Consider the following 19568-nt stretch of genomic DNA (forward strand, 5'->3'; position numbering starts at 1 on the left):
GGACATGTCGAAGCTGGAGGAGATGGACGAGCTGAGGGGAAAGGCGGAGGGCTAGAAGAGGACGGGGCGGGAGACGACTAAATCAATTTGCGAAAGAATCTTGACGGTACCTTCAGACGGATTGGTTTGTCTTGATCTGTAACAGTTGCGGGTCGATTTACTTGGTAACTGTTACAGATTGAGACGTTTGTGGGCCGTGTTGACCGTTTGTCTCAATCTGTAACACGTAGAGGAAGATTTGCCCTGTAGATGTTACAGATTGAGACAATTGGCCCAGACCCACCCCGTCCGCCTCGTCATCTGTGGTTTACGTGGGGGCATACGGAGTACGGGTATACTAACCGGCGGCGAATCTGCTCCATCGCTTAGAGCTGCTGCGTCTGGACGGCGCGTGATATGGCTGCCAAAGCGATCGCCAGCGTGCTGAGCAACGTCCTCTCTGTGCGCACCCGTTTTTGTATGTACTAGCGCACTACCAAGCACGCCCGCGCGGCCGCATGCCGTGCCCCTTGCGCGTGCAGATAAGGAACAACAACATATGCGTAATTCTGTATCCGACGTCACCGACGCCGAGATCCTGGACGAGACCCGCGAGGCCATGGCCCAGGCTGCCTTCGATGCGGCCGACGAGGCCAGCGCCGCCGAGACCGTCGAGTCCGCTACCGAGAACCTGCCCGCCTTTGACGAGCTGGGTCTTTCGGACGAGATACTTCGTGCCATCGAGAACCTGGGTTACACGGCGCCGACGCCCGTGCAGGCCGGTTCGATCCCCGTGGTGCTCGAGGGCCGCGACCTGCTTGCCGCCGCTCAGACCGGCACCGGCAAGACGGCCGCCTTTTTGCTGCCGACCATGAACAATCTGGAGCACATCGCTCCTCCCAAACCTGTGCGCGAGCGCGGCGGCCGTAACCGTCGTCGCGGTGCTAAAAAGCCCGAGGGAAACGGCCGCGGCCCCGTGATGCTCGTCATCACCCCTACGCGCGAGCTCGCCCAGCAAATCGACGAGGTCGCGAGCAAGGTCGCCGACGTCACCGGCCATGTTGCCGTGACCGTTGTGGGCGGCGTGAGCTACAAGCCGCAGACCGCTGCCCTCAAGTACGGCTGCGACATCCTGGTCGCAACGCCGGGCCGTCTGGTCGATCTGATCGAGCAGGGCGCTTGCCACCTGGACGAGGTCAAGGTGCTGGTGCTCGACGAAGCCGACCGCATGCTCGACATGGGCTTTTTGCCCGCCGTTCGCCGTATTGTGCGCGAGACGCCGGCCGAGCGCCAGACGCTGCTGTTCTCGGCGACCCTCGACGAGGAGGCCGTGGGCGAGATCACCGACCTAGTGAGCGACCCGGCCCGCGTGGAGATCGCGCCCGCCACATCGACCGCCGACACCGTCGACCAGTTTGTGTTTCCGGTGTCCATCGAGGCCAAGAACAACCTGCTGCCCGAGTTCCTCAAGAAGGAAGGCCCGGAGCGCACCATCGTCTTTATGCGCACCAAGCACCGTGCCGACAGCTGCTGCCGTCGTCTGGAGCGCAAGGGCATCAAGGCTGCCGCGATTCATGGCAACCGCAGCCAGGCCCAGCGCGAGCGCGCGCTTTCGGCCTTCCGCGACGGTACCGTCGACGTGCTGGTGGCAACCGACGTGCTCGCCCGCGGCATCGACATCAGCGACGTGCGCTACGTCGTGAACTTTGACGTGCCGGCCGAGCCGACCGACTACATCCACCGTATTGGCCGTACGGGGCGCGCCGGCGAGCTGGGCTGGGCCATCACGTTTGTGACCGAGCAGGACGTGGATGAGTTCTACGAGATCGAGAAGCTCATGGACAAGACTGCCGACATCTACGAGGCCGGCGACCTGCACGTGGGCCCCAATCCGCCTGCGGTTGACCCCGAGCGCGACCCTGCGGCCTTTAAGGTGAAGAAGAAGACCAAGCGCGGTAAGTCCAAGAGCAAGAAGAAGCTTGAGCAAGCGCGTCGCGACGGCAAGCGCAACGGCGACGATTACGGCGATGTGGCCGGTCGTTCCAACCGTGGTCGCGATGAGCGTCGCGGCGACAGCGAGCGCCCGAGCCGTCCCAAGCGCGGCGGCAAGACCCGCGTGCGCGAGGGCGTTCAGGCTCGCGTGGACGAGGCCGTGGAGAGCGTGGCCCGCGAGGTGGCTGCCGAGGAGCGTGCCGGTGCTGGTGCCGTCGAGCCGGCCCCGCGCGGCAACCGTGCCGAGCGCCGTGCCAAGCAGTTCCAGGGCGAGGCACATCGCCGTCGCCGCGAGGACGAGGACCGCGGCGGTCGTCGCCGTGTTGAGCGCGAGGAAGAGGGCCGTGGCTCGCGCGGCGGCAAGCGCGGCGCGGGCGACCGTCGTCGTTCCGGTCGCGATGACGAGCGCGGCGGCCGCGGCGGCGAGTCCCGTGGCGGCAAGCGCTTTGAAGAGCGCGGCGGCCGCGGCGGTGAGCGTCGCGAGGATGCTCGCGGCAATGGCGGCCGCAGTGGCGCCGGCCGTTCTGGCGAGTCGCGCGATCGTCGCGATCCGCGTGCCAGTCGAGATCGTCGCGACCCGCGTGCCAGCCGCGATCGTCGCGATGACTGGCGCAACTACGACGATACCCGCGAAGAGCGTCGCGGCGGCCACCGTGGCGGTCGCGGCGGCAACCAGGCCGGCTCCCGTGGTGGCCGTGCCGGCGGTCGCGATAACCGTGGCAGCTATGGCAACAGCCGTGGCGGCAAGCGCGGCGGCAGCTCCCGTCGCCCCGGTGACGGCGGCGGCAAGCGCAAGTAACATACGCGTCGCGCGGTAAGGCGACACGAGTTTGGGCCTCGAGCAGACTATGCTCGGGGCCCTTTTAGTGGGCTCAGTATTAGGTGGGGCCAGTCTTCTTCGCGGAAACGCGCGGAGACGGTCGCGTCAAGGGATACGGGCTATCGACCTAGTTGGAGATTCGCGTATGCGGGGGCCGACATCGACGTAGGGTATGAGGTTTTCTGCTGACGCGCGGCGGCTGCGGTGCCCGGGCGGACACGCCGGGGATTTCGCCCGCTGCCTGGCGCCCTTGCCGCCATCCGGCTTTCGCGCTCGCATTCTTTTGGATGCAGGCGTGTTTTTCGTGGCGCGCACGGGTCCCCCGGGGCGCGCCGTGCATTTTCGGGAGTTTTCAGCAAGCCGGGGTGACTGCATACGCGCCGGAATCGTCTTTTTGAGCCGGCGGGATCCTTCGGCAGGCGATTTGGGTTGGCTGACGGCGTCCGGCGCGGCGATAACGCGCGTTTCGCGTCGCGCCGTGCCCCAAAACGACGCCAATCGCGCGGCGTCCACGATTCGCGGCACCGCCTGCGGGGGCCGCGATGCTGAAAACTCCGGTTTTTGCACGGTACAAGCGGGGGTACGTTGGGACGAGAAGGGGTGCCCCCGTCTTTTTATGCATGGCATAAGCGAAATTATGCAAGACAATAGGGCGCCATGCGCCGGATACCCAGCCTGGGCGCGCCATACGCCGACGCTTAGGCCCTCGATATCTCGGACATCACCACGCTCTAAATACTAACCCAGCAACAAAATCATCCGTCTTTTCTCCGTCCCCATGGGATCGGGTGTGGTATTCTATCTGCCGGGTATAACTTAGGAATACCAAGTAATACCAACGCCGCAGAAACAAACTCCAGATGCGGGCCAATCGGGTTGCCTTCACAGCCCGTCGCCCAGCCGCGTGGCCCGCATCTATCCGCACTACCGTTGTTTCAAAAAGGAAGCGCCATGGCAGAACACATGACCCCAGTTGTCGCGAAGGTCTTGCCCGAGGAAAAGGCGGCCTTCGCGGCGGCAACCCAGCTCGTGGGCACCACGCCGTCCAACGCCATCCGCATGTTTATCGCCGCGTTCAATCGCTGCGGCACTTTCCCGTTCGACATTTCGCCCAGCGGGGCCTTTGGCACTGCACCCGATTCTCATCAACAATGACTGTCCCAAACTGCCGGTACTTGGGGACGTTCATTTTCTGCCGGCAGTTAAGGAACGTCCCTCAGTGCCGGGTTTTGAGGAGGTTGGCATGCTCAATGCGATAGCGTGGGCGCTTGCCTGTTTTGGCGTCGTCGCTGTCGATATTGCCCTGAGCGTCGTTTTGTTCTCCGCCCTTGGCGTCGCATCGGTGTTCATGGGTTTTTCGATCGATGACCTCGACATTCAATTGCTTCAGGCCGCCGCTCAGACGGCGTCGTTTTTGATGGCGCTGCTGTGGTGGCGTTATCTGTGGCCGCGCTCGTTTATGGCGCGTTCGCAAAGCGAGCATCCGCTCGGCGGGGGAGCGCGTGGGGCGTGGAAACGCATCGCCTGCGTTATCGTGATCGGTCTTGCCCTGCAGGTGGTCGTTAGCTACGTGACCGACGCCGTGCTGTCGCTGTTGCCCGATGCCGCGGCCGACTACAGCGAGCTTGTCGAGGAAACGGGCATGGGCGATACCAGTCCTCTTGCCGTCCTGACCACGGTGCTCGGCGCGCCGTTTTGCGAAGAGCTCCTGGTGCGCGGTGTCATCTTTGAGTTTTCGCTGCGTGCGTTTAATCCCCAGTGCCGTCCGCTCTGGAAGCGCCGGCGTCGTGCGAGTGCGCAAGACGGCGCCATAGTGCCCTGGGCGGCCCCAAGCACGTGGGGTGTCGCCGCGGCGATTGTGCTGCAGGCGGCAATCTTCGGTTTTATGCACATGAATTGGGTGCAGGGTTGCTACGCGGGTGCCGCCGGCCTCATCTTTGGTTGGGTGCTCGTGACGACCGGAAAGCTCCGCTACACGATCTTGCTGCACTTTGCCTTTAACGCCGGGTCGTATCTCATGGGCCTGCTCTGGTTTGTGAACACGCCGGTCGACGTGGCAATTACGGTCGCTATCGCCGGCGTCATCCTCGTTGAGGCAATGCGCTCGCTGCGCCACGCGTGTGGGATGGACGCAGCGAGCGCACTGCTGCCTTAGTTGCGGCGACCGCCTCCGTTGGCACCCTGACGCCCCTGAGCCGCACGGTTGCGCCCGGCGGTGTTCTGCGCGCGCGACATGCCGCCGTGGCCCTTGCCGCCCTTGGGCCCCCTGGCTCCAGCGCCGCCAGCGCCACCGTGGCCCTTGCCGCCCTTCTTGCCGGTGCCATGTCCGCCGCCGGCAGATGTCTCGCCCGGGCGTGGCGGCACGGGGCGGATCAGGCAATGCTTGGTGTAGCCGATCAAATCGCGACGCCCGGCTTTCTCTAGCGCCTCGCGCACGAGCTTGTAGTTCTCGGGCTTGCGATACTGGATGAGCGCGCGCTGCATGGCCTTCTCGTGCGGGTCGCGCGCCACATAGATCGGCTCCATGGTGCGCGGGTCCACGCCGGTGTAGTACATGCACGTCGACATGGTGGACGGCGTGGGGTAGAAGTCCTGCACCTGCTCGGGCATGTAGCCCATGTCTCGCACGGCCTCGGCAAGGTCCACGGCTTCCTTCATCGTCGATCCGGGATGGCTCGAGATCAGATACGGCACCACGTACTGCTTGAGTCCGTACTCGCGGTTCAAGCGTTCAAATTTACGGCAGAATGCGTCGTAGACGGCTCGGCTCGGTTTGCCCATCACGGACAGCACCGCGTCGCTTACGTGCTCGGGTGCTACGCGTAGCTGGCCCGAGACGTGGTGCTCCAGCAGCTCGCGCAAAAACTCGTCCGAGGCATCGGCCATGGTGTAGTCGAAGCGGATGCCGCTGCGGACAAAGACTTTCTTGACGCCCGGCAGCTGGCGCAGGTCGCGCAGCAGCTGGGTGTAGCCGCTCTCGTCGACCACCATGTTCTTGCACACGCTCGGCCACAGGCATCGCTTGTTCTTGCATACGCCGTGCTTGAGCTGCTTGTCGCAGGCGGGACGGCTAAAGTTGGCCGTCGGCCCGCCCACGTCGTTGATATAGCCCTTAAACTCGGGATCGCGCGTGAGCAGCTCGGCCTCGCGCATGATCGAGTCGTGGCTGCGCATCTGCAGCACGCGGCCCTGGTGGAAGGTGAGCGCGCAAAACGAGCACTCGCCAAAACAGCCGCGGTTGGAGCTAATGGAAAACTTGATCTCGGCAAAGGCCGGCACGCCGCCCGCTGCGTCGTAATCGGGATGCCAATCGCGTGCGTAGGGGAGCTCGGCAACCTCGTCCATCTCGTCGGTGGTGAGCGTCGCCGACGGCGGGTTCTGCACCACATAGACGCTGTTGGGGTAGGGCTCTACCAGGCGATGTCCGGTGATGGGGTCCATATTCTGCTGCTGCACGTTAAAGCTGCGCGCGTAGTTGAGCTTGTCGGCGGTAAGGTCGTCCCAACTGGGCAGCAGGTCATAGTCGTAGACCTCGTCGAGCGAACCCGTGCGGTAGACGGTGCCATTGATATAGGTGATCTGATCGACGGGCAGTCCCGCGTCGAGCGCGTCGGCGATCTCGACAATCGCGTGCTCGCCCATGCCGTAGATGAGGATGTCGGCACCCGAGTCGAGCAGTACCGAGCGCTTGAGCTTGTCCTGCCAGTAGTCGTAGTGGGCCAAGCGACGCAGGCTTGCCTCGATGCCGCCGATGATGATGGGGGCGTCCTTGAATGTCTGGCGGATGAGGTTGCCGTAGACCGTGACGGCACGGTTGGGGCGGTGTCCCTCCTCGCCACCGGGGGTATAGGCGTCGGTGTGGCGGCGGTGCTTGGTCACCGAATAGTGGTTGACCATGGAGTCCATGTTGCCGGCGCTGACGAGAAAGCCCAGGCGCGGCTCGCCGAGCACGGTGATGCTGGCGGGGTCGGTCCAGTCGGGTTGGCAGATGATGCCCACCTTGTAGCCGTGCGCGTCGAGGACGCGGCTGATGATGGCCATGCCAAAGCTGGGATGGTCCACGTAGGCGTCGCCGCAGATGTAGACAAAGTCGCACTGGTCCCAGCCGCGCGCATCCATGTCGGCGCGGCTGACGGGGAGGAACTTATCGCGGCCCGGGCGCCAGGGGCGGACAGGCGCTGCCGGGGCATGCGCGGGGCGCGAGCCCTGGGCTTTGCTTCCACGCTTTTGCTGCTGGCCGCGTTGGGCATGCTTGCCGTGCTGGTTGTGCTGAGCGTCCTGGGGCTTTTTTGCCACGATTCCTCCCGGTGTTTGTATACTGCACGTAATTGTAACCAGTCTTTTTGGGACGGGGCTAAAAAGACTGGTGGAGTACACGAGGTGTCGGGTGTCGATGCCGCGCCCGCCCTTTGTTTCCAGACGATGTATCTGCGCGTTGGGGAAGCCGTCTCGCGGGCGCGCCATGTTGTCAATGGGTTACAGTATGAACGGCGGCTATGTTTCCGCCAACGCACGAGAGGGTCGTCAACAAGGAGGGCGCACGACGATGCAGCGTGCCAAACAGATATCGGAGTCTATTGAGCTGGGCATCATCTTGGCGCTCGCCGGTGGCTTTATGGACGTTTATTCGTACATTGGGCGCGACCATGTTTTCGCCAACGCGCAGACGGGCAACATCTTGCTGGTGGGCGTGAGCATCTCGGAGGGCAATTGGGCGCTCGCGGGGCGCTATTTCTTCCCTGTGGTGTCGTTTGCCGTGGGCATTATGCTTGCCGACCTGGTGCACGAACGGTTTGGCAGCGTGATTCACTGGCGCCAGGTGACGGTGTTCTTTGAAGCCGTCATCTTGCTGGGCGTGAGCTTTATCCCCGGTGGCGGCTACAACTTGCTCGCCAACTGCCTCATCTCGTTTGCCTGCGGTATGCAGGTCGAGAGCTTCCGCAAGATCCACGGTCACGGCATTGCCACGACCATGTGCATCGGTAACCTGCGCAACGCGCTGCAAAACGTGGACGACTACATCATCACCCACAAGCGTGGCTTTTTGGAAAACGGCCTGCTGTACTTTGGCGTGATCTTTACCTTTGTGTTTGGCGCTGTGCTGGGAAACTGGTGTATTGAGCGCATGGGGCTGCACGCTATTGCGGTGGCGAGCGTGCTGCTGTTCGTGGCGTTTGCCATCATGTTTATCGACCGCGAGCGCGACCTGCGTTTTCGCTGGAAGCGCGCCTGCGAAGATTGGAAAGAGGCCTGCCAAAAATAGCGGCAGGGTGTGGCAAGGGGCTGACCCCTTGCCACACTGATCAATAATGGGGAGGGGGCGGTCATCTCGGCCGCCCCTTTTTTGTTTAATGGTCAGGCGGTGACGATACCAGTTGTTGAAACGCTTTAAATAATCTGACGTTCTCACGCGTTTTTCGCTTCAAAAGCGTTAGGATGGGAGCCATAGCGTGGGGCGTAATGGGTGCCCCGCACACGATGGGAGGCTATCAATGGCTAATCGTTTCGTTCTCAACACCATTTCTTATCATGGCTCCGGCGCCATCAAGGAGATCCCCGGCGAGCTCCAGCGTCGCGGCTACAAGAAGATTTTCGTCTGCTCCGACCCCGATCTGGTCAAGTTTGGCGTTACCGCTAAGGTGACCGATGAGCTCGATGCCGCCGGCATCGCTTGGAGCCTCTACTCCGAGATCAAGCCCAACCCCACTATCCAGAACGTCAAGGACGGCGTCGAGGCCTTCAAGGCCGCCGAGGCTGATGCTATCGTGACCGTCGGTGGCGGCTCCTCTATGGACACTGCCAAGGCCATCGGCATCATCATCAACAACCCCGAGTTCGCCGATGTCCGCAGCCTCGAGGGCGTTGCTCCCACTAAGAACCACGCCGTGTTCACCATCGCCGTGCCGACGACCGCCGGTACCGCTGCTGAGGTGACCATCAACTACGTCATCACCGACCCCGAGAAGGTCCGCAAGTTCGTGTGCGTCGACACCAACGACGCCCCCGAGGTCGCCGTCGTCGACCCCGACATGATGGCTTCCATGCCCGCCGGCCTGACCGCTTCCACCGGCATGGACGCTCTGACCCACGCCATCGAGGGCTACACCACCAAGGGCGCTTGGGAGCTCTCCGACATGTTCCACTTTGAGGCCATCAAGCTGATCAGCGAGAACCTGCGCGACTCCGTTGCCGAGGCCAAGTCCGGCCAGCCCGGCTCCGGCCGCGAGGGCATGGCTCTTGGTCAGTATGTCGCCGGCATGGGCTTCTCTAACGTTGGCCTGGGCATCGACCACGCCATGGCTCACACCCTGTCCGCTCACTACGACACCCCGCACGGCGTCGCTTGCGCCATGCTGCTGCCGATTGCCATGGAGTTCAACAAGCCGGTTTGCGCCGAGCGCCTGGCCAAGGTCGCCGTCGCCATGGGCGTTGACACCACGGGCATGAGCACCGATGAGGCTGCCGACGCCGCTATCGCCGCCGTTAAGCAGCTCTCCGCTGACGTGAACATCCCGCACGTCTGCGAGGCCATGAAGGCTGACGAGATCGAGGTCCTGGCCAAGGACGCCATGGCCGATGCTTGCTTCCCGGGCAACCCGCGTGAGGCGACGCTCGACGACGTCATCGAGCTCTTCAAGAAGATCTGCCCGGCTGCCTAACATGGTTCGGCGGTCCCCTGCCCGTTAGCCCCACAATCGTCCTCGGACATGTCGGAGGCCCCGCTGCGCACTACGTGCGGCGGGGCCTCCTTCTGTCCTGCGGAAAGATTCTGGGGCTAACGGGCGGGGCCCGCCGGCTCGTTATCGTGGTGGGCGCTGCTCTGAGAAGCCCGATGGGTTGTCTCGCTAGGTAAAAAGATGGTTCGCGGTGGTATTGTTGCTGTGGGTTTAATTCGATATGAAAGGGTGACTTTGGTGTCCAAGATGGATTCTACGCTCTCCTATATTACTGACCAGTTGAAGGCGCTTACCTCGATTGCTTCGCCTACGGGCTATACCCGTGCGGCGACTGATTATCTAATGGAAACGTTGCGCGATATGGGCTTTGGCCCCGAGTGTTCCAATAAGGGCAACGTGCTGGTTGAGCTTGGCGGCGAGGGCGAGCCGCTTGTGTTGGCGAGCCATGTCGATACCCTGGGCGCCATGGTGCGCTCCATTAAGGACAATGGTCGCCTGCGTCCCACGACGCTCGGCGGGCATCAGTGGTCTACGGCCGATGGCGAGAACTGCACCGTCTACACGCGCGATGGCAATGTGTACACGGGTGTGGTCCTCAATACCGAGCCTTCGGCGCACGTGGCCGACGAGCCGGTCAAGACCATCGAGAAGAACATGGAAATCCTGCTCGATGAGAATGTCGACAGCAAGGATGACGTGCTTGAGCTGGGCATTCAGACGGGCGACATCATCGCTATGGATCCGCGCACCACGGTGACGGAGAGCGGCTATATTAAGAGCCGCTTCTTGGACGACAAGCTGTCGGCCTCCATTTTGCTGGGTTTGGCGCGTGCCGTCGCCGCTGGCGAGGTGACGCTTTCGCGCAAGGTTTCACTGCTCTTTACGGTGTACGAGGAGGTCGGCCACGGCGGTGCCTTTGTGCCGGCCGACACGCGCGAGATGATCAGCGTTGACATGGGTTGCGTGGGTGACGATCTGGGCTGCACCGAGCGCATGGTTTCGATTTGCGCCAAGGATTCGGGCGGCCCCTACAACTACGATCTGGTGACCACGCTGTCCAATATCGCGCGCGAGCTGGAGCTCGATTACGCCATCGACGTGTACCCGCATTACGGCTCAGACGTTGAGGCCACGCTTTCCGCCGGCTACGACATCCGTCACGGCCTGATCGGCCCTGGCGTGTACGCGAGCCACAACTACGAGCGCAGCCACATCGACGGCGTGCGCAATACCTACGAGCTGGTTCGCGCCTACGTTCAGCGCTAGGGGATCAGCTTGCGACTCGGCTGACCAATCGCTAAAGCCCGATTTCTCGGGCTTTTTTTCGCTTTGGGTCGTTTAGTATTATGATGTATGTAATCTATTAACTAAACGTGTAAATTACTTAACGAGGTGATGCGGTGTATGGATACGTCTGAGTACTTGTCTATGGGTGATGCTGCCCGCCTGCTGGGCGTTACGAAAGCCCGCATATCTCAACTTGCCGCATCGGGAACGCTCGCGTGCGATATTGTGGGCGGACGGAAGATGGTCGAGTACAATTCCGCGGTCGCTTATCAAAAGGTCCGCAAACGTGGACGCCGTCCTGCGGCCGATGTGGGGCGCAAGTTTACGCTGATGTCGGCCGACCATGAGGTCGCGCATGTCTCATTTGATCCGTCGCGCGAATTTCCCTTCGAAATCGCGGAGGTCCTCGATGCACAACGAATGCCGTTTGGCACGTGCTCGAGCTCTTCTCCTACGGTGAATAAACGGGAGCTCAACGTGTGGTGGAGCCATCGGTCGGTGCCCGATGTTCGCCCCGGACTCGTCTCGCGCTATCGTGAACTGGGAATTGCCAGTGGCATCGAGGTCCCGGTTCAGTGCCTGGGCCTCTCGCTTTCGGATTGCTATTGGCTGCGGCCGGCAGAATGCGACGGGCTCAAATGGCGAAACCTCAATTACTTCGAGAATGATTTTGAGCGATCGGCGCCCGAGGGACGTTCGGGTTGGCTGGAGGGCATCGGTCTTAAAAATCCCGACAACACATCCGAGGGCGAGCTTCCTAAATCGTGGATGATTCGCAACGCTGTTCGCGTTCTGGTCAAGGGGTGCGGCATGGACGATCAGCGTCCCTTTAACGAGGCGGTTGCAACGGCTCTACATCGTCGCTTGTTGTCGGAGGGCGAGTTTGTTCCTTATACGGTTGAGCGGATGTTCGATGGCCCTGTGTGTCTGTGCGACGACTTTCTTGACGGCCGCGAGGAATACGTTCCGGCTGTTTACGTTAAGGGCGCACTTGGTAGCCAGCGGGGAAACTCGACATACGACCGGTACTGCCGCTTCCTTGGTAAGCATGGAGCAGACGAGGCTGCCGTGAGAAGGTCTATGTCGCAGATGATTGTCTGCGATGCCCTTTTGGCCAACAGCGATCGCCATTGGCGAAACTTCGGCATCATCCGCAATGTCGACACCCTGGAGATAAGGCCTGCTCCGCTGTTCGATAGCGGCAACTGCCTGTGGTACAACGTACCAACTGCCGTGCTCGCAGCTGGGGAGTTTGGGTTTTCTGCTAAGCCGTTTGGGCCCGACCCTTCCGTCCAGCTGGCGCTTGCGGACTCACTCGATTGGTTCGATTCATCGCGGCTCAACGGATTTGTTGATGAGGCGATCGAGATTCTTTCGCAGAGCGAATGGGCCACAGCGGAGGGCCGGCTCGAGTCCATTTGCCGCGGCCTCGAGCGTCGCGTTATCGAGGTGAATGCTGCTGTTGAAGTGCTTCGACACGTGCGGCGATAATCCTGCGGCTACCTGATGGCGGCAGTTACCGTGCCGCCGCCCAGGACGACGTCGCCGCGATAGATAACGACGGCCTGGCCGGGGGCGATGGCTCGCTGCGGCTCGTCAAAGGTCAGAAGCATCTGTCCGTCGGCGCCGCGTGTAAGGGTCGCTGCCTGGTCCTTTTGACGGTAGCGGTACTTGGTGCCCACGCGAATGTCGCCGGGCGTGAGCTCTGCCTCCATGCGGTCGGCAGGGGCGCTCCAGATCCAGTCGTTGGCCGTGAGTGCTGTCGCCGTCAGGTCCTCAGCCTCGCCCAGATGCACAATGTTGTTGGCGGCATCGACGCCCGTTACATACACGGGGCGCGCCATCGCGACGCCCAGGCCCTTGCGCTGGCCGACGGTATAGCGCAGTGCGCCGTTGTGGCGTCCGACCACGCTGCCGTCGCGCCATACAATATCGCCCGGCTCGGCGGCATGCCCGCAGCGGCGCTCGATATAGCCCGCGTAGTCGCCGTCCGCGATAAAACAGATATCCTCGCTCTCGGCCTTCTTGGCGTTGATGAAGCCTTGCTCGGCGGCAATGCGGCGCACGTCGCGCTCTTTGTCCAACCCTGCCAGCGGAAAGATTGTGCGTGCCAGGCGCTCTTGCGTGAGCGAATACAAAAAGTAACTCTGGTCCTTCTTGGAGTCTTCGCCGCGGTGCAGCTTCCAGGTGCCATCGGGCGCTTGGCTCGTTTTGGCGTAGTGACCCGTGGCAATGTAGTCGCAGCCCATATCGAGCGCCGCGTCGAGCAGCGCGCCAAACTTAATATGGCGGTTGCAGATGATGCACGGGTTGGGCGTCAGCCCCTTCTGATAGGCAGTCACGAAGCGCTCGATAACGTTGCGGTCGAAGGCCTGCTGCAGGTCGAGCACATGGTGAGGTATCCCCAGGCGATCGGCGACGGCCTTTGCATCGGCGATGTCACGGTCGACTTTGCTCATGCCCGTGACGGGATCGGGCGCAGGGCAGGTGAGGCGCATAGTGGCTCCGACGCATTCGTAGCCTTGGCACTTGAGCAGATAGGCAGTCACGCTGGAATCGACGCCGCCGCTCATGGCGACGAGCACGCGCTTGTTGTGCATGGGGAGGTTCTCCTTGGTGGCATGTGGCCAAAAAAGAAAAGCGGCGCGGGAGGCTGGTTCCGCGCCGCAGACATTGTAGCAAGTTCGGACGTCTCGTGGGACACCCTGACGGGATGGGCTCAGACCGCCGGGAGAGAGAGGAGGCAGGTTCGTCCCTGAGCTCAACCTATGGGAAAAAGGCTCTAGTCCTGGAACAGTGCCGTGGACAGATAGCGCTCACCGGTATCGGCGAGCAGTGCCACGATGGTCTTGCCCTCGTTCTCGGGGCGCTTGGCTAGCTGCAGCGCGGCCCACACGGCGGCACCGGACGAAATGCCCACGAGCACGCCCTCCTTGTGGCCCACGGCGCGGCCGGTGGCAAAGGCGTCGTCGTTCTCGACGGGGATGATCTCGTCATAGACCTGGGTGTCGAGGACGTCGGGCACAAAGCCGGCACCGATGCCCTGGATCTTGTGCGGACCGGCCTGGCCCTTGGAGAGTACCGGGGAGGTGGCGGGCTCGACGGCGACAACCTGAATCTCGGGGTTCTGCTCCTTGAGGAACTCGCCCACACCGGTCACGGTGCCGCCGGTGCCAACGCCGGCGACGAAGATGTCGACCTTGCCGTCGGTGTCGTCCCAGATCTCGGGGCCGGTCGTGGCCTTATGGATGGCGGGGTTGGCGGGGTTCACGAACTGGCCGGCGATGATGCTGTTGGGGGTCTCCTTCTGCAGCTCCTCGGCCCTGGCGATGGCGCCCTTCATGCCCTTGGAGCCGTCGGTGAGCACGAGCTGTGCGCCGTATGCCTGCATAAGCTTGCGGCGCTCGACGGACATGGTCTCGGGCATGGTGATGATCACCTTGTAGCCGCGAGCCGCCGCCACCGAGGCGATGCCGACGCCGGTGTTGCCGCTCGTGGGCTCGATGATGGTATAGTCGCCGCCGCGCACGAGCTTGCCGGCCTTCTCGGCCTCGTCAATCATGTTCTTGGCGACGCGGTCTTTGACGGACCCGGCGGGGTTGAAGTATTCCAATTTGACGAGCACGCGGGCCTTAAGGTCCTCATCGGCCTCAAAGTGAGTGAGCTCCAAAAGCGGGGTGTGGCCGATAAGCTGATCGATGGACGTATAAACCTTGCTCATGGTGAACCTCCAAGTGTTCAAACGACTGGATACCGTGTGGTTTTACGGTGGCCTAGTAGCTAAACCCATAAACCTTATAGGTTGTTTGTTTAGCTGTTGGCAAGCATAGTAGACACTAAAGCCTAGTAATGCAATAGGAAATAGGAGATTATTACGAGCCGATTAACCACCTTGACTGGAATGGGTATTTTCAAAGCCAATTTTTCGGCTAGAATTTCAACGGATTAAAAGACCGAAAGGCAGCACTATATATGTTGGTTTCTACTAAGGGCAGGTACGCCCTGCGCGTTATGGTTGACCTGGCCGAGCACCAGGCGGCCGGTCGCATCCCGCTCAAAGAGATCGCGGCGCGACAGGGGATTTCCGAGAAATATCTCGAGAACATCTTGGCTACGCTCGTGCGCGCCAACATGCTCTCGGGCATGCGTGGCAAGGGCGGCGGCTACGTGCTCACGCGCCCGCCCGAGCAGTACACGGTGGGAGAGATCTTGCGCCTGACCGAGGGCAGCCTGGCGCCGGTCGCCTGCCTGGATGGCGACTGCAAGGGCTGCTCGCGATCTGATGAGTGCCCCACGCTCGACGTGTGGAAGAACCTGGACAAGCTCATCAACGACTACCTCGACGGTGTGACGCTCGATGCGCTCGTCGCCCCCAACGGGGGCTACGACTACGTCATCTAGCCCCACCAGCCATTTGGGGACGGGGTAGAAATGGTAGATTCTTTTGTCCTCTGAGGCTTGACAAAGGCGAAGGCCGTCCATCGTTGCGATGGACGGCCTTCGTTTTGGCGTGTTGTGGCGGTCCGTATCCGGTTGCTTTAGTTCCTGGCGATGCTGTCGAAGATGCTTCGAGCGATGGACACCAAAATGCTACCCATAAAGGCCGACCCAAAGCCGGCAATGGAGATGCCCGCGCCCAGCAGATTTACCGATAGGTAGCTGGCAAGCTCGAGCATAAAGCTGTTGACTACAAGCTGAAAAATACCCAGCGTGATAATGGTGAGCGGCAGCGAGATGACCGTCAGGAGCGGCTTGACGAGCGAGTCGACGATGTTGAGGAACAGTCCCACAAAGGCAAAGCAGACCCAGGCGTCGGCCATGCCGAAGGGCTGAATGCCGGGGACGAGGAACGTGGCGATCGCGATAGCGATTGAGGTCAAAAGCCAGTTGAGCAAGAAGCGCATGGTGGGTTCCTTTCCGGTGCGCGTGACGTGTTGGTGGCGCGTAAGCTCGTTTGCCGCGGCGAATCGGATGGTTGCCTTGGCGTGCGCCTCTGCGTTGGGCGCCCATTGTCTCAGATATTCGTGGAGCTTGCGTGCGCATTCGGTTTCAAAACGGTGTTCGTCCTAAAAAACGCGCCGCTGACAGAGAGTCTTGTCACTTTAGTTTGGTGGTGTGCTAAACTACTACGGGCAAAAGCCACATGCGTTGCCCTATTGCATAGAATGGGCGAACGATGCCCGGTGCCAGTATCAACTTCGATGCCTTTTGGCGGGTTTGGCGGTGATCGATGAATATCGAGAACATGTTTGACAAGCCTGATGTCAAGCAGCTAGTCCACGCATTTAGTCTTTTGGACGACGAGAAAGATATCCAAGCGTTTTTGACCGATATCTGCACACCGCGCGAGATTTGCGATCTATCGCAGCGTCTGCAGGTCGCGCGCTACCTGGATGAGGGCGAGCCCTATGTCGAGGTTCAGGTCCGTACCGGCGCTTCGTCCACCACGGTGAGCCGTGTATCCAAGGCGCTCAACGGCGAGTACGGTGGCTACCGCAAGATCCTCATTAAGCTGGAGGATGGCGAATAGGCCGCGGCAAAACGAATTGTGAAAAACCGCTCCTCCGGGGGCGGTTTTTATATGCCCGCAATCGGCTGGTGCGCCGGGATCAGGTTGCTTTGCACCAAAACATGAAGCTGCGGTGGCAATGTGTCCGCTTGGGCGGGTAGGATGGATACATTGATTATTGCGAACAGTTTGAGTGGAGGGCCATGCCTGTTCGAATCTATACCACTAATGCCGGCACGGATTTGAGCGATGCCGAGTCGGCGCTGCTTGCCGACCTTATTGCCCGCCACGGGCGTGCCGTGCTGCTGGCGCCAACGTTTGCCGAGCTCGACCTGTGCCGTCATGATGCGGCGGAAGCCGGCGTTTCGCTGGGCATCGATTACAAGACGCCCGCGTCGTGGCTTCGCTCGCTTTGGGAGCTTTTGGGCGACGGGCGCGGTTTCGTCGACAACCTGCAGCGCCAGATGCTGTTTTCGGACATGGTCACGCGTCTCGATGATGTCGACCTGCAGCCGCTTTCGCGCAGCCAGGGCACGGTGCGCATGCTTGCGCGCATGGCCCGCGATGTGCTGCCAGGTGTGGCGGGGACAGCTGCCGAGCGATGCCGCGGCAACAATTGCCGGCCTGTGCCAAAAAGCGATGCCGAGACTCGTGTGTTCGAGCTTTTGCGTGCCTACGCGGGCGGTTTGGACCGTCGAGATATGGTCGAGCCCTGCGAGGCGGCTGACATTATGGCCAGCGCCCTGGCCGATAATCTGCCGGCGTGCGCCCGTGCCGTCTGTGTACGCGGCGTCACGTCGTTTACGCACGGTCTGCTCGAGCTGCTGTCTGCTGTGGCGAACAGTGGGGGAGAGGTCGTCGTGCTGCTTGCTCGCGAGCAGGCGGCGATGCGCGAGGAACTTGCCGCGGCATTTGATGCCAGCGGTGTGCTGTTTGAGGTCGCGCCGCTGGGGGAGGACGCCGTCGCGTCTGATGCCGCTTGTGGAGCTACCGCTCAGCCTGCCTTTATTGAGGTCGCGGGCCCCCACGCCCGCGCTCATGCTTATGCGGACGCAATTGATGATCTGGTAAAAGCGCGCCAGGGTTTCGGGGCCGACGATACCGCCGGCCTCTCCGCCGACCCCGTACGCGTGCTCGTTGTTTCTGCCCGGGCACCCCAGCTGTTCGGTGAGCTTGCCTCTCGTCTGGCGGCTCGTCATATCGCTGCCGAGACAACTGAATTCACGGCGTTTTCCCAATCCATTGCGGGCGGGCAGTTTGCGGCGCTTGCCAGCTTGATCGAGCGCATGAAGGCGGCCGATGAGGGTGTGGCGTCAAAGACCGAGTGGTGGCCCGCGCCGGAGCTTACCGACTGGATCTACAGCCCGCTTTCGGGCGCTGATGCCGCCAATGCCCGTATCTTCGATAAGAATATGCGTCTCTCGCGTAGCAAGACTACCGCGGGCGTTAAGAGCCTGCTGCAGAGCGTGCAAGGCCAGGTGAGGGGCGCACGCAAGGCGGCGAGCGACGAAAACTGGTTTAAGAACGTACCGTGTGTGGTCTCGGACGTGTTCCAGGCACTGTGGCGCGACAAGCCCGTGACGGCGCTCAAGGCCATGCTTGCCGTTGCCGAGGCGTTGCCCGATCGCTCGCTGGGCAGCCTGGATGGCCAAGCTCGTCGCCAAGCGGAGGCGGCCCTGCTGCGCCACGCCATCGACATCCTTATGAATGACGCCCGCGCGCTCGACGTGTCGCAGGCCGCGACCGTGCCCGTGCTCGATGGCATTCGCACCAAGGTGGACAAGCGTAGCACCGCCTACGATTACGAGACCTACGAGGTTGACGGTGCACCACGTGCCCAGGTTCGCTTTGCCTCGCTTGCCGATGTGGCGGCTCTGCGCCCCGGCAGCTACGATGCCGTGCTGTTTGCCGATGTCGATCTGGACAGCTATCCGCTCTCACACGAGGAAGGACCGCTGGCCACGTTGGCTGCGAGCCTTGGTCGCGAGGGCGTGACGCTTGAGCCTGCGGCCTTGTTGCGCGTGCGCTTTGGCCACGCGATGCGGGCGGCACGTGGCCCGGTTGCGCTTGCGCGCGTGACGCACGATCGCCAGGCGCGCGAGTGCTATCCGGCTGCCGTGTGGACCGAGTTGCGGGCGCATGCCGAGGCCACCGGTGCCGCTCAGGTGACATGCGTGGGCGAGGGCGATATCGTAGGTGATTTTGACCCTGCAGCCGGCAAGGGCCTCAAGCGCGAGCGCGTGGCATGCGAGGCTCCTCAGCATTTGAGCGAGGCGGCCGTGCCATATCTGGTCTTGCGCCGTCGGGACGGCGAGGGCGAGGACGCGCCGCTTGTACCGCGTCTGACGTCTGCCTCGCAGATCGAGGCCTATTCCACCTGCCCGCTGTGCTGGTTCGTCTCGTATCGCGTTAAGCCCCAGTCTATCGACGCGGGTTTTGGCAACATGGAGAAGGGCAACTTTGTCCACGACGTGCTGGAACATCTGCATGCCCGTTTGCCCCAAGAGGGCATGGAGCGTGTGACGCCCGAAAACCTGCCGCGTGCGCAGGAGCTGCTGCACGAGGTCTTTGCCGAGACCTTGGCCGAGCACGCCGGCAAGCGTGGCAACGAGGGCCCGCTGGTACCGCTCTCTGCGGTGGAGGAGCGCCAGGTGGCCGAGATCCTGCCGCAGCTGGAGGGCGTGCTTGCTTACGAGTCCGAGGCGCTTGCCCCCTTCGCTCCGCGCTACCTGGAGTTTGCGTTCAACGAGCTCCAGGTCGAGTATGCCGGCTGGCCGCTCGGCGGGCGCATTGACCGTGTGGATGTGGATGCCGAGAATCGCGCTGTGGTGATTGACTACAAGCATCGCACGGGCGTTGAGGAGTTTAAGCTCGCCGATCCTACGGTGCGCGACGAGGAATCGGGCACGGCGCCCATCGACGATCCGCGCTGGTTGCCGCCACATACCCAAACGCTCATCTACGCCCAGGCCATGCGCCGGGCGCTGGATTTGGATACCCGTGCGGCACTCTATTTTTCGACCAAGGGCGGCAAGCCGGCGTTGCGCGGTGCCGCGAGCGCCGAGCTGCTCGAGGAAGAGCGTGGCGACGGTCGCATCCCGGGCCTTAAGAAAGGTTTCCCCGGCGAGGGTGGCAGCATGGACTTCGACGCCCTGCTCGATCGCGTGGAGGCCGGCATCGCCGAGCGCTTGCGCGAACTCGAGGCGGGCAACGTCACTGCTGTCGACCCGGCGTCGACGCAGGCCGCGCATGCCCGCTGCTCGTATAACCACGAAGGAACGTTTGTAAGGAGGGACGTGTAGAC

14 protein-coding genes are annotated in these 19568 nt (G+C 62.1%); 10 read left to right on the top strand and 4 right to left on the bottom strand.

What is annotated here, in order from left to right; genetic code table 11:
* Positions 1 to 538: 538 nt before the first annotated feature.
* The 3 genes from ACTQ0H_RS02140 (at position 539) to ACTQ0H_RS02150 (ending at position 4946) form a co-directional block, all read left to right on the top strand.
* Positions 539 to 2770, top strand: coding sequence for a DEAD/DEAH box helicase (locus ACTQ0H_RS02140; protein WP_441537736.1), 2232 nt, complete (start codon positions 539 to 541; stop codon positions 2768 to 2770).
* Between the two features lie 972 nt (positions 2771 to 3742).
* Positions 3743 to 3946: a type II toxin-antitoxin system RelB/DinJ family antitoxin gene (locus tag ACTQ0H_RS02145; protein ID WP_117647680.1), complete on the top strand. Its 204-nt coding sequence runs from the start codon at positions 3743 to 3745 to the stop codon at positions 3944 to 3946.
* Positions 3947 to 4034: 88 nt separating this feature from the next.
* Entirely contained in the window at positions 4035 to 4946 is a 912-nt protein-coding gene (locus tag ACTQ0H_RS02150) for a CPBP family glutamic-type intramembrane protease (protein WP_441537737.1), read from the top strand.
* On the opposite strand, the gene ACTQ0H_RS02155 is transcribed toward ACTQ0H_RS02150, so the two are convergent.
* Positions 4943 to 7087, bottom strand: coding sequence for a YgiQ family radical SAM protein (locus ACTQ0H_RS02155; RefSeq protein ID WP_441537738.1), 2145 nt, complete (start codon positions 7085 to 7087; stop codon positions 4943 to 4945). The genes ACTQ0H_RS02150 and ACTQ0H_RS02155 overlap by 4 nt on opposite strands.
* A gap of 250 nt (positions 7088 to 7337) precedes the next feature.
* Between ACTQ0H_RS02155 and ACTQ0H_RS02160 the strand changes: the two genes are divergently transcribed.
* From ACTQ0H_RS02160 to ACTQ0H_RS02175, 4 genes are all read left to right on the top strand, one after another.
* Positions 7338 to 8054, top strand: a complete 717-nt coding sequence (locus ACTQ0H_RS02160; RefSeq protein WP_154515938.1) for a YoaK family protein — start codon at positions 7338 to 7340, stop codon at positions 8052 to 8054.
* Between the two features lie 229 nt (positions 8055 to 8283).
* Complete coding sequence (gene fucO, locus ACTQ0H_RS02165) at positions 8284 to 9450, top strand: lactaldehyde reductase (RefSeq protein ID WP_154515935.1); 1167 nt, start codon at positions 8284 to 8286, stop codon at positions 9448 to 9450.
* 264 nt (positions 9451 to 9714) lie between these two features.
* A complete protein-coding gene (locus ACTQ0H_RS02170; RefSeq protein ID WP_441537811.1) occupies positions 9715 to 10734 on the top strand; it encodes a M42 family metallopeptidase in 1020 nt (339 codons plus the stop codon).
* Between the two features lie 138 nt (positions 10735 to 10872).
* Positions 10873 to 12246, top strand: a complete 1374-nt coding sequence (locus tag ACTQ0H_RS02175) for a hypothetical protein (RefSeq protein ID WP_427795723.1) — start codon at positions 10873 to 10875, stop codon at positions 12244 to 12246.
* Positions 12247 to 12254: 8 nt separating this feature from the next.
* Here the strand turns inward: ACTQ0H_RS02175 and mnmA are convergent, their stop codons facing one another.
* Together mnmA and cysK are read right to left on the bottom strand one after the other, a co-directional pair.
* Positions 12255 to 13520 carry a tRNA 2-thiouridine(34) synthase MnmA gene (gene mnmA / locus ACTQ0H_RS02180; protein WP_441547726.1) on the bottom strand — a complete coding sequence of 422 codons (1266 nt, stop codon included), beginning with the start codon at positions 13518 to 13520 and terminating at the stop codon, positions 12255 to 12257.
* Positions 13521 to 13537: 17 nt separating this feature from the next.
* Positions 13538 to 14476 (bottom strand): cysteine synthase A, encoded by a 939-nt coding sequence (cysK, locus tag ACTQ0H_RS02185; RefSeq protein ID WP_154515926.1) that lies wholly within the window; start codon positions 14474 to 14476, stop codon positions 13538 to 13540.
* A 251-nt stretch (positions 14477 to 14727) separates the two neighbouring features.
* Between cysK and ACTQ0H_RS02190 the strand changes: the two genes are divergently transcribed.
* The gene (locus tag ACTQ0H_RS02190) at positions 14728 to 15156 is read left to right on the top strand and encodes an RrF2 family transcriptional regulator (protein ID WP_154515923.1); all 429 of its coding nucleotides are present in this window, start codon (positions 14728 to 14730) and stop codon (positions 15154 to 15156) included.
* A 137-nt stretch (positions 15157 to 15293) separates the two neighbouring features.
* On the opposite strand, the gene ACTQ0H_RS02195 is transcribed toward ACTQ0H_RS02190, so the two are convergent.
* A complete protein-coding gene (locus tag ACTQ0H_RS02195; RefSeq protein ID WP_441032254.1) occupies positions 15294 to 15659 on the bottom strand; it encodes a phage holin family protein in 366 nt (121 codons plus the stop codon).
* Positions 15660 to 15985: 326 nt separating this feature from the next.
* Here ACTQ0H_RS02195 and ACTQ0H_RS02200 point away from each other — a divergent pair, with 326 nt between their 5' ends.
* Entirely contained in the window at positions 15986 to 16285 is a 300-nt protein-coding gene (locus ACTQ0H_RS02200) for a YerC/YecD family TrpR-related protein (protein ID WP_154515917.1), read from the top strand.
* Between the two features lie 182 nt (positions 16286 to 16467).
* A complete protein-coding gene (locus ACTQ0H_RS02205) occupies positions 16468 to 19566 on the top strand; it encodes a PD-(D/E)XK nuclease family protein (protein ID WP_441032256.1) in 3099 nt (1032 codons plus the stop codon).
* The last annotated feature ends 2 nt before the right edge of the window (positions 19567 to 19568 follow it).

The organism is Collinsella sp. LCP21S3_A3 (assembly GCF_052118905.1).
Taxonomy (GTDB): Bacteria; Actinomycetota; Coriobacteriia; order Coriobacteriales; family Coriobacteriaceae; genus Collinsella.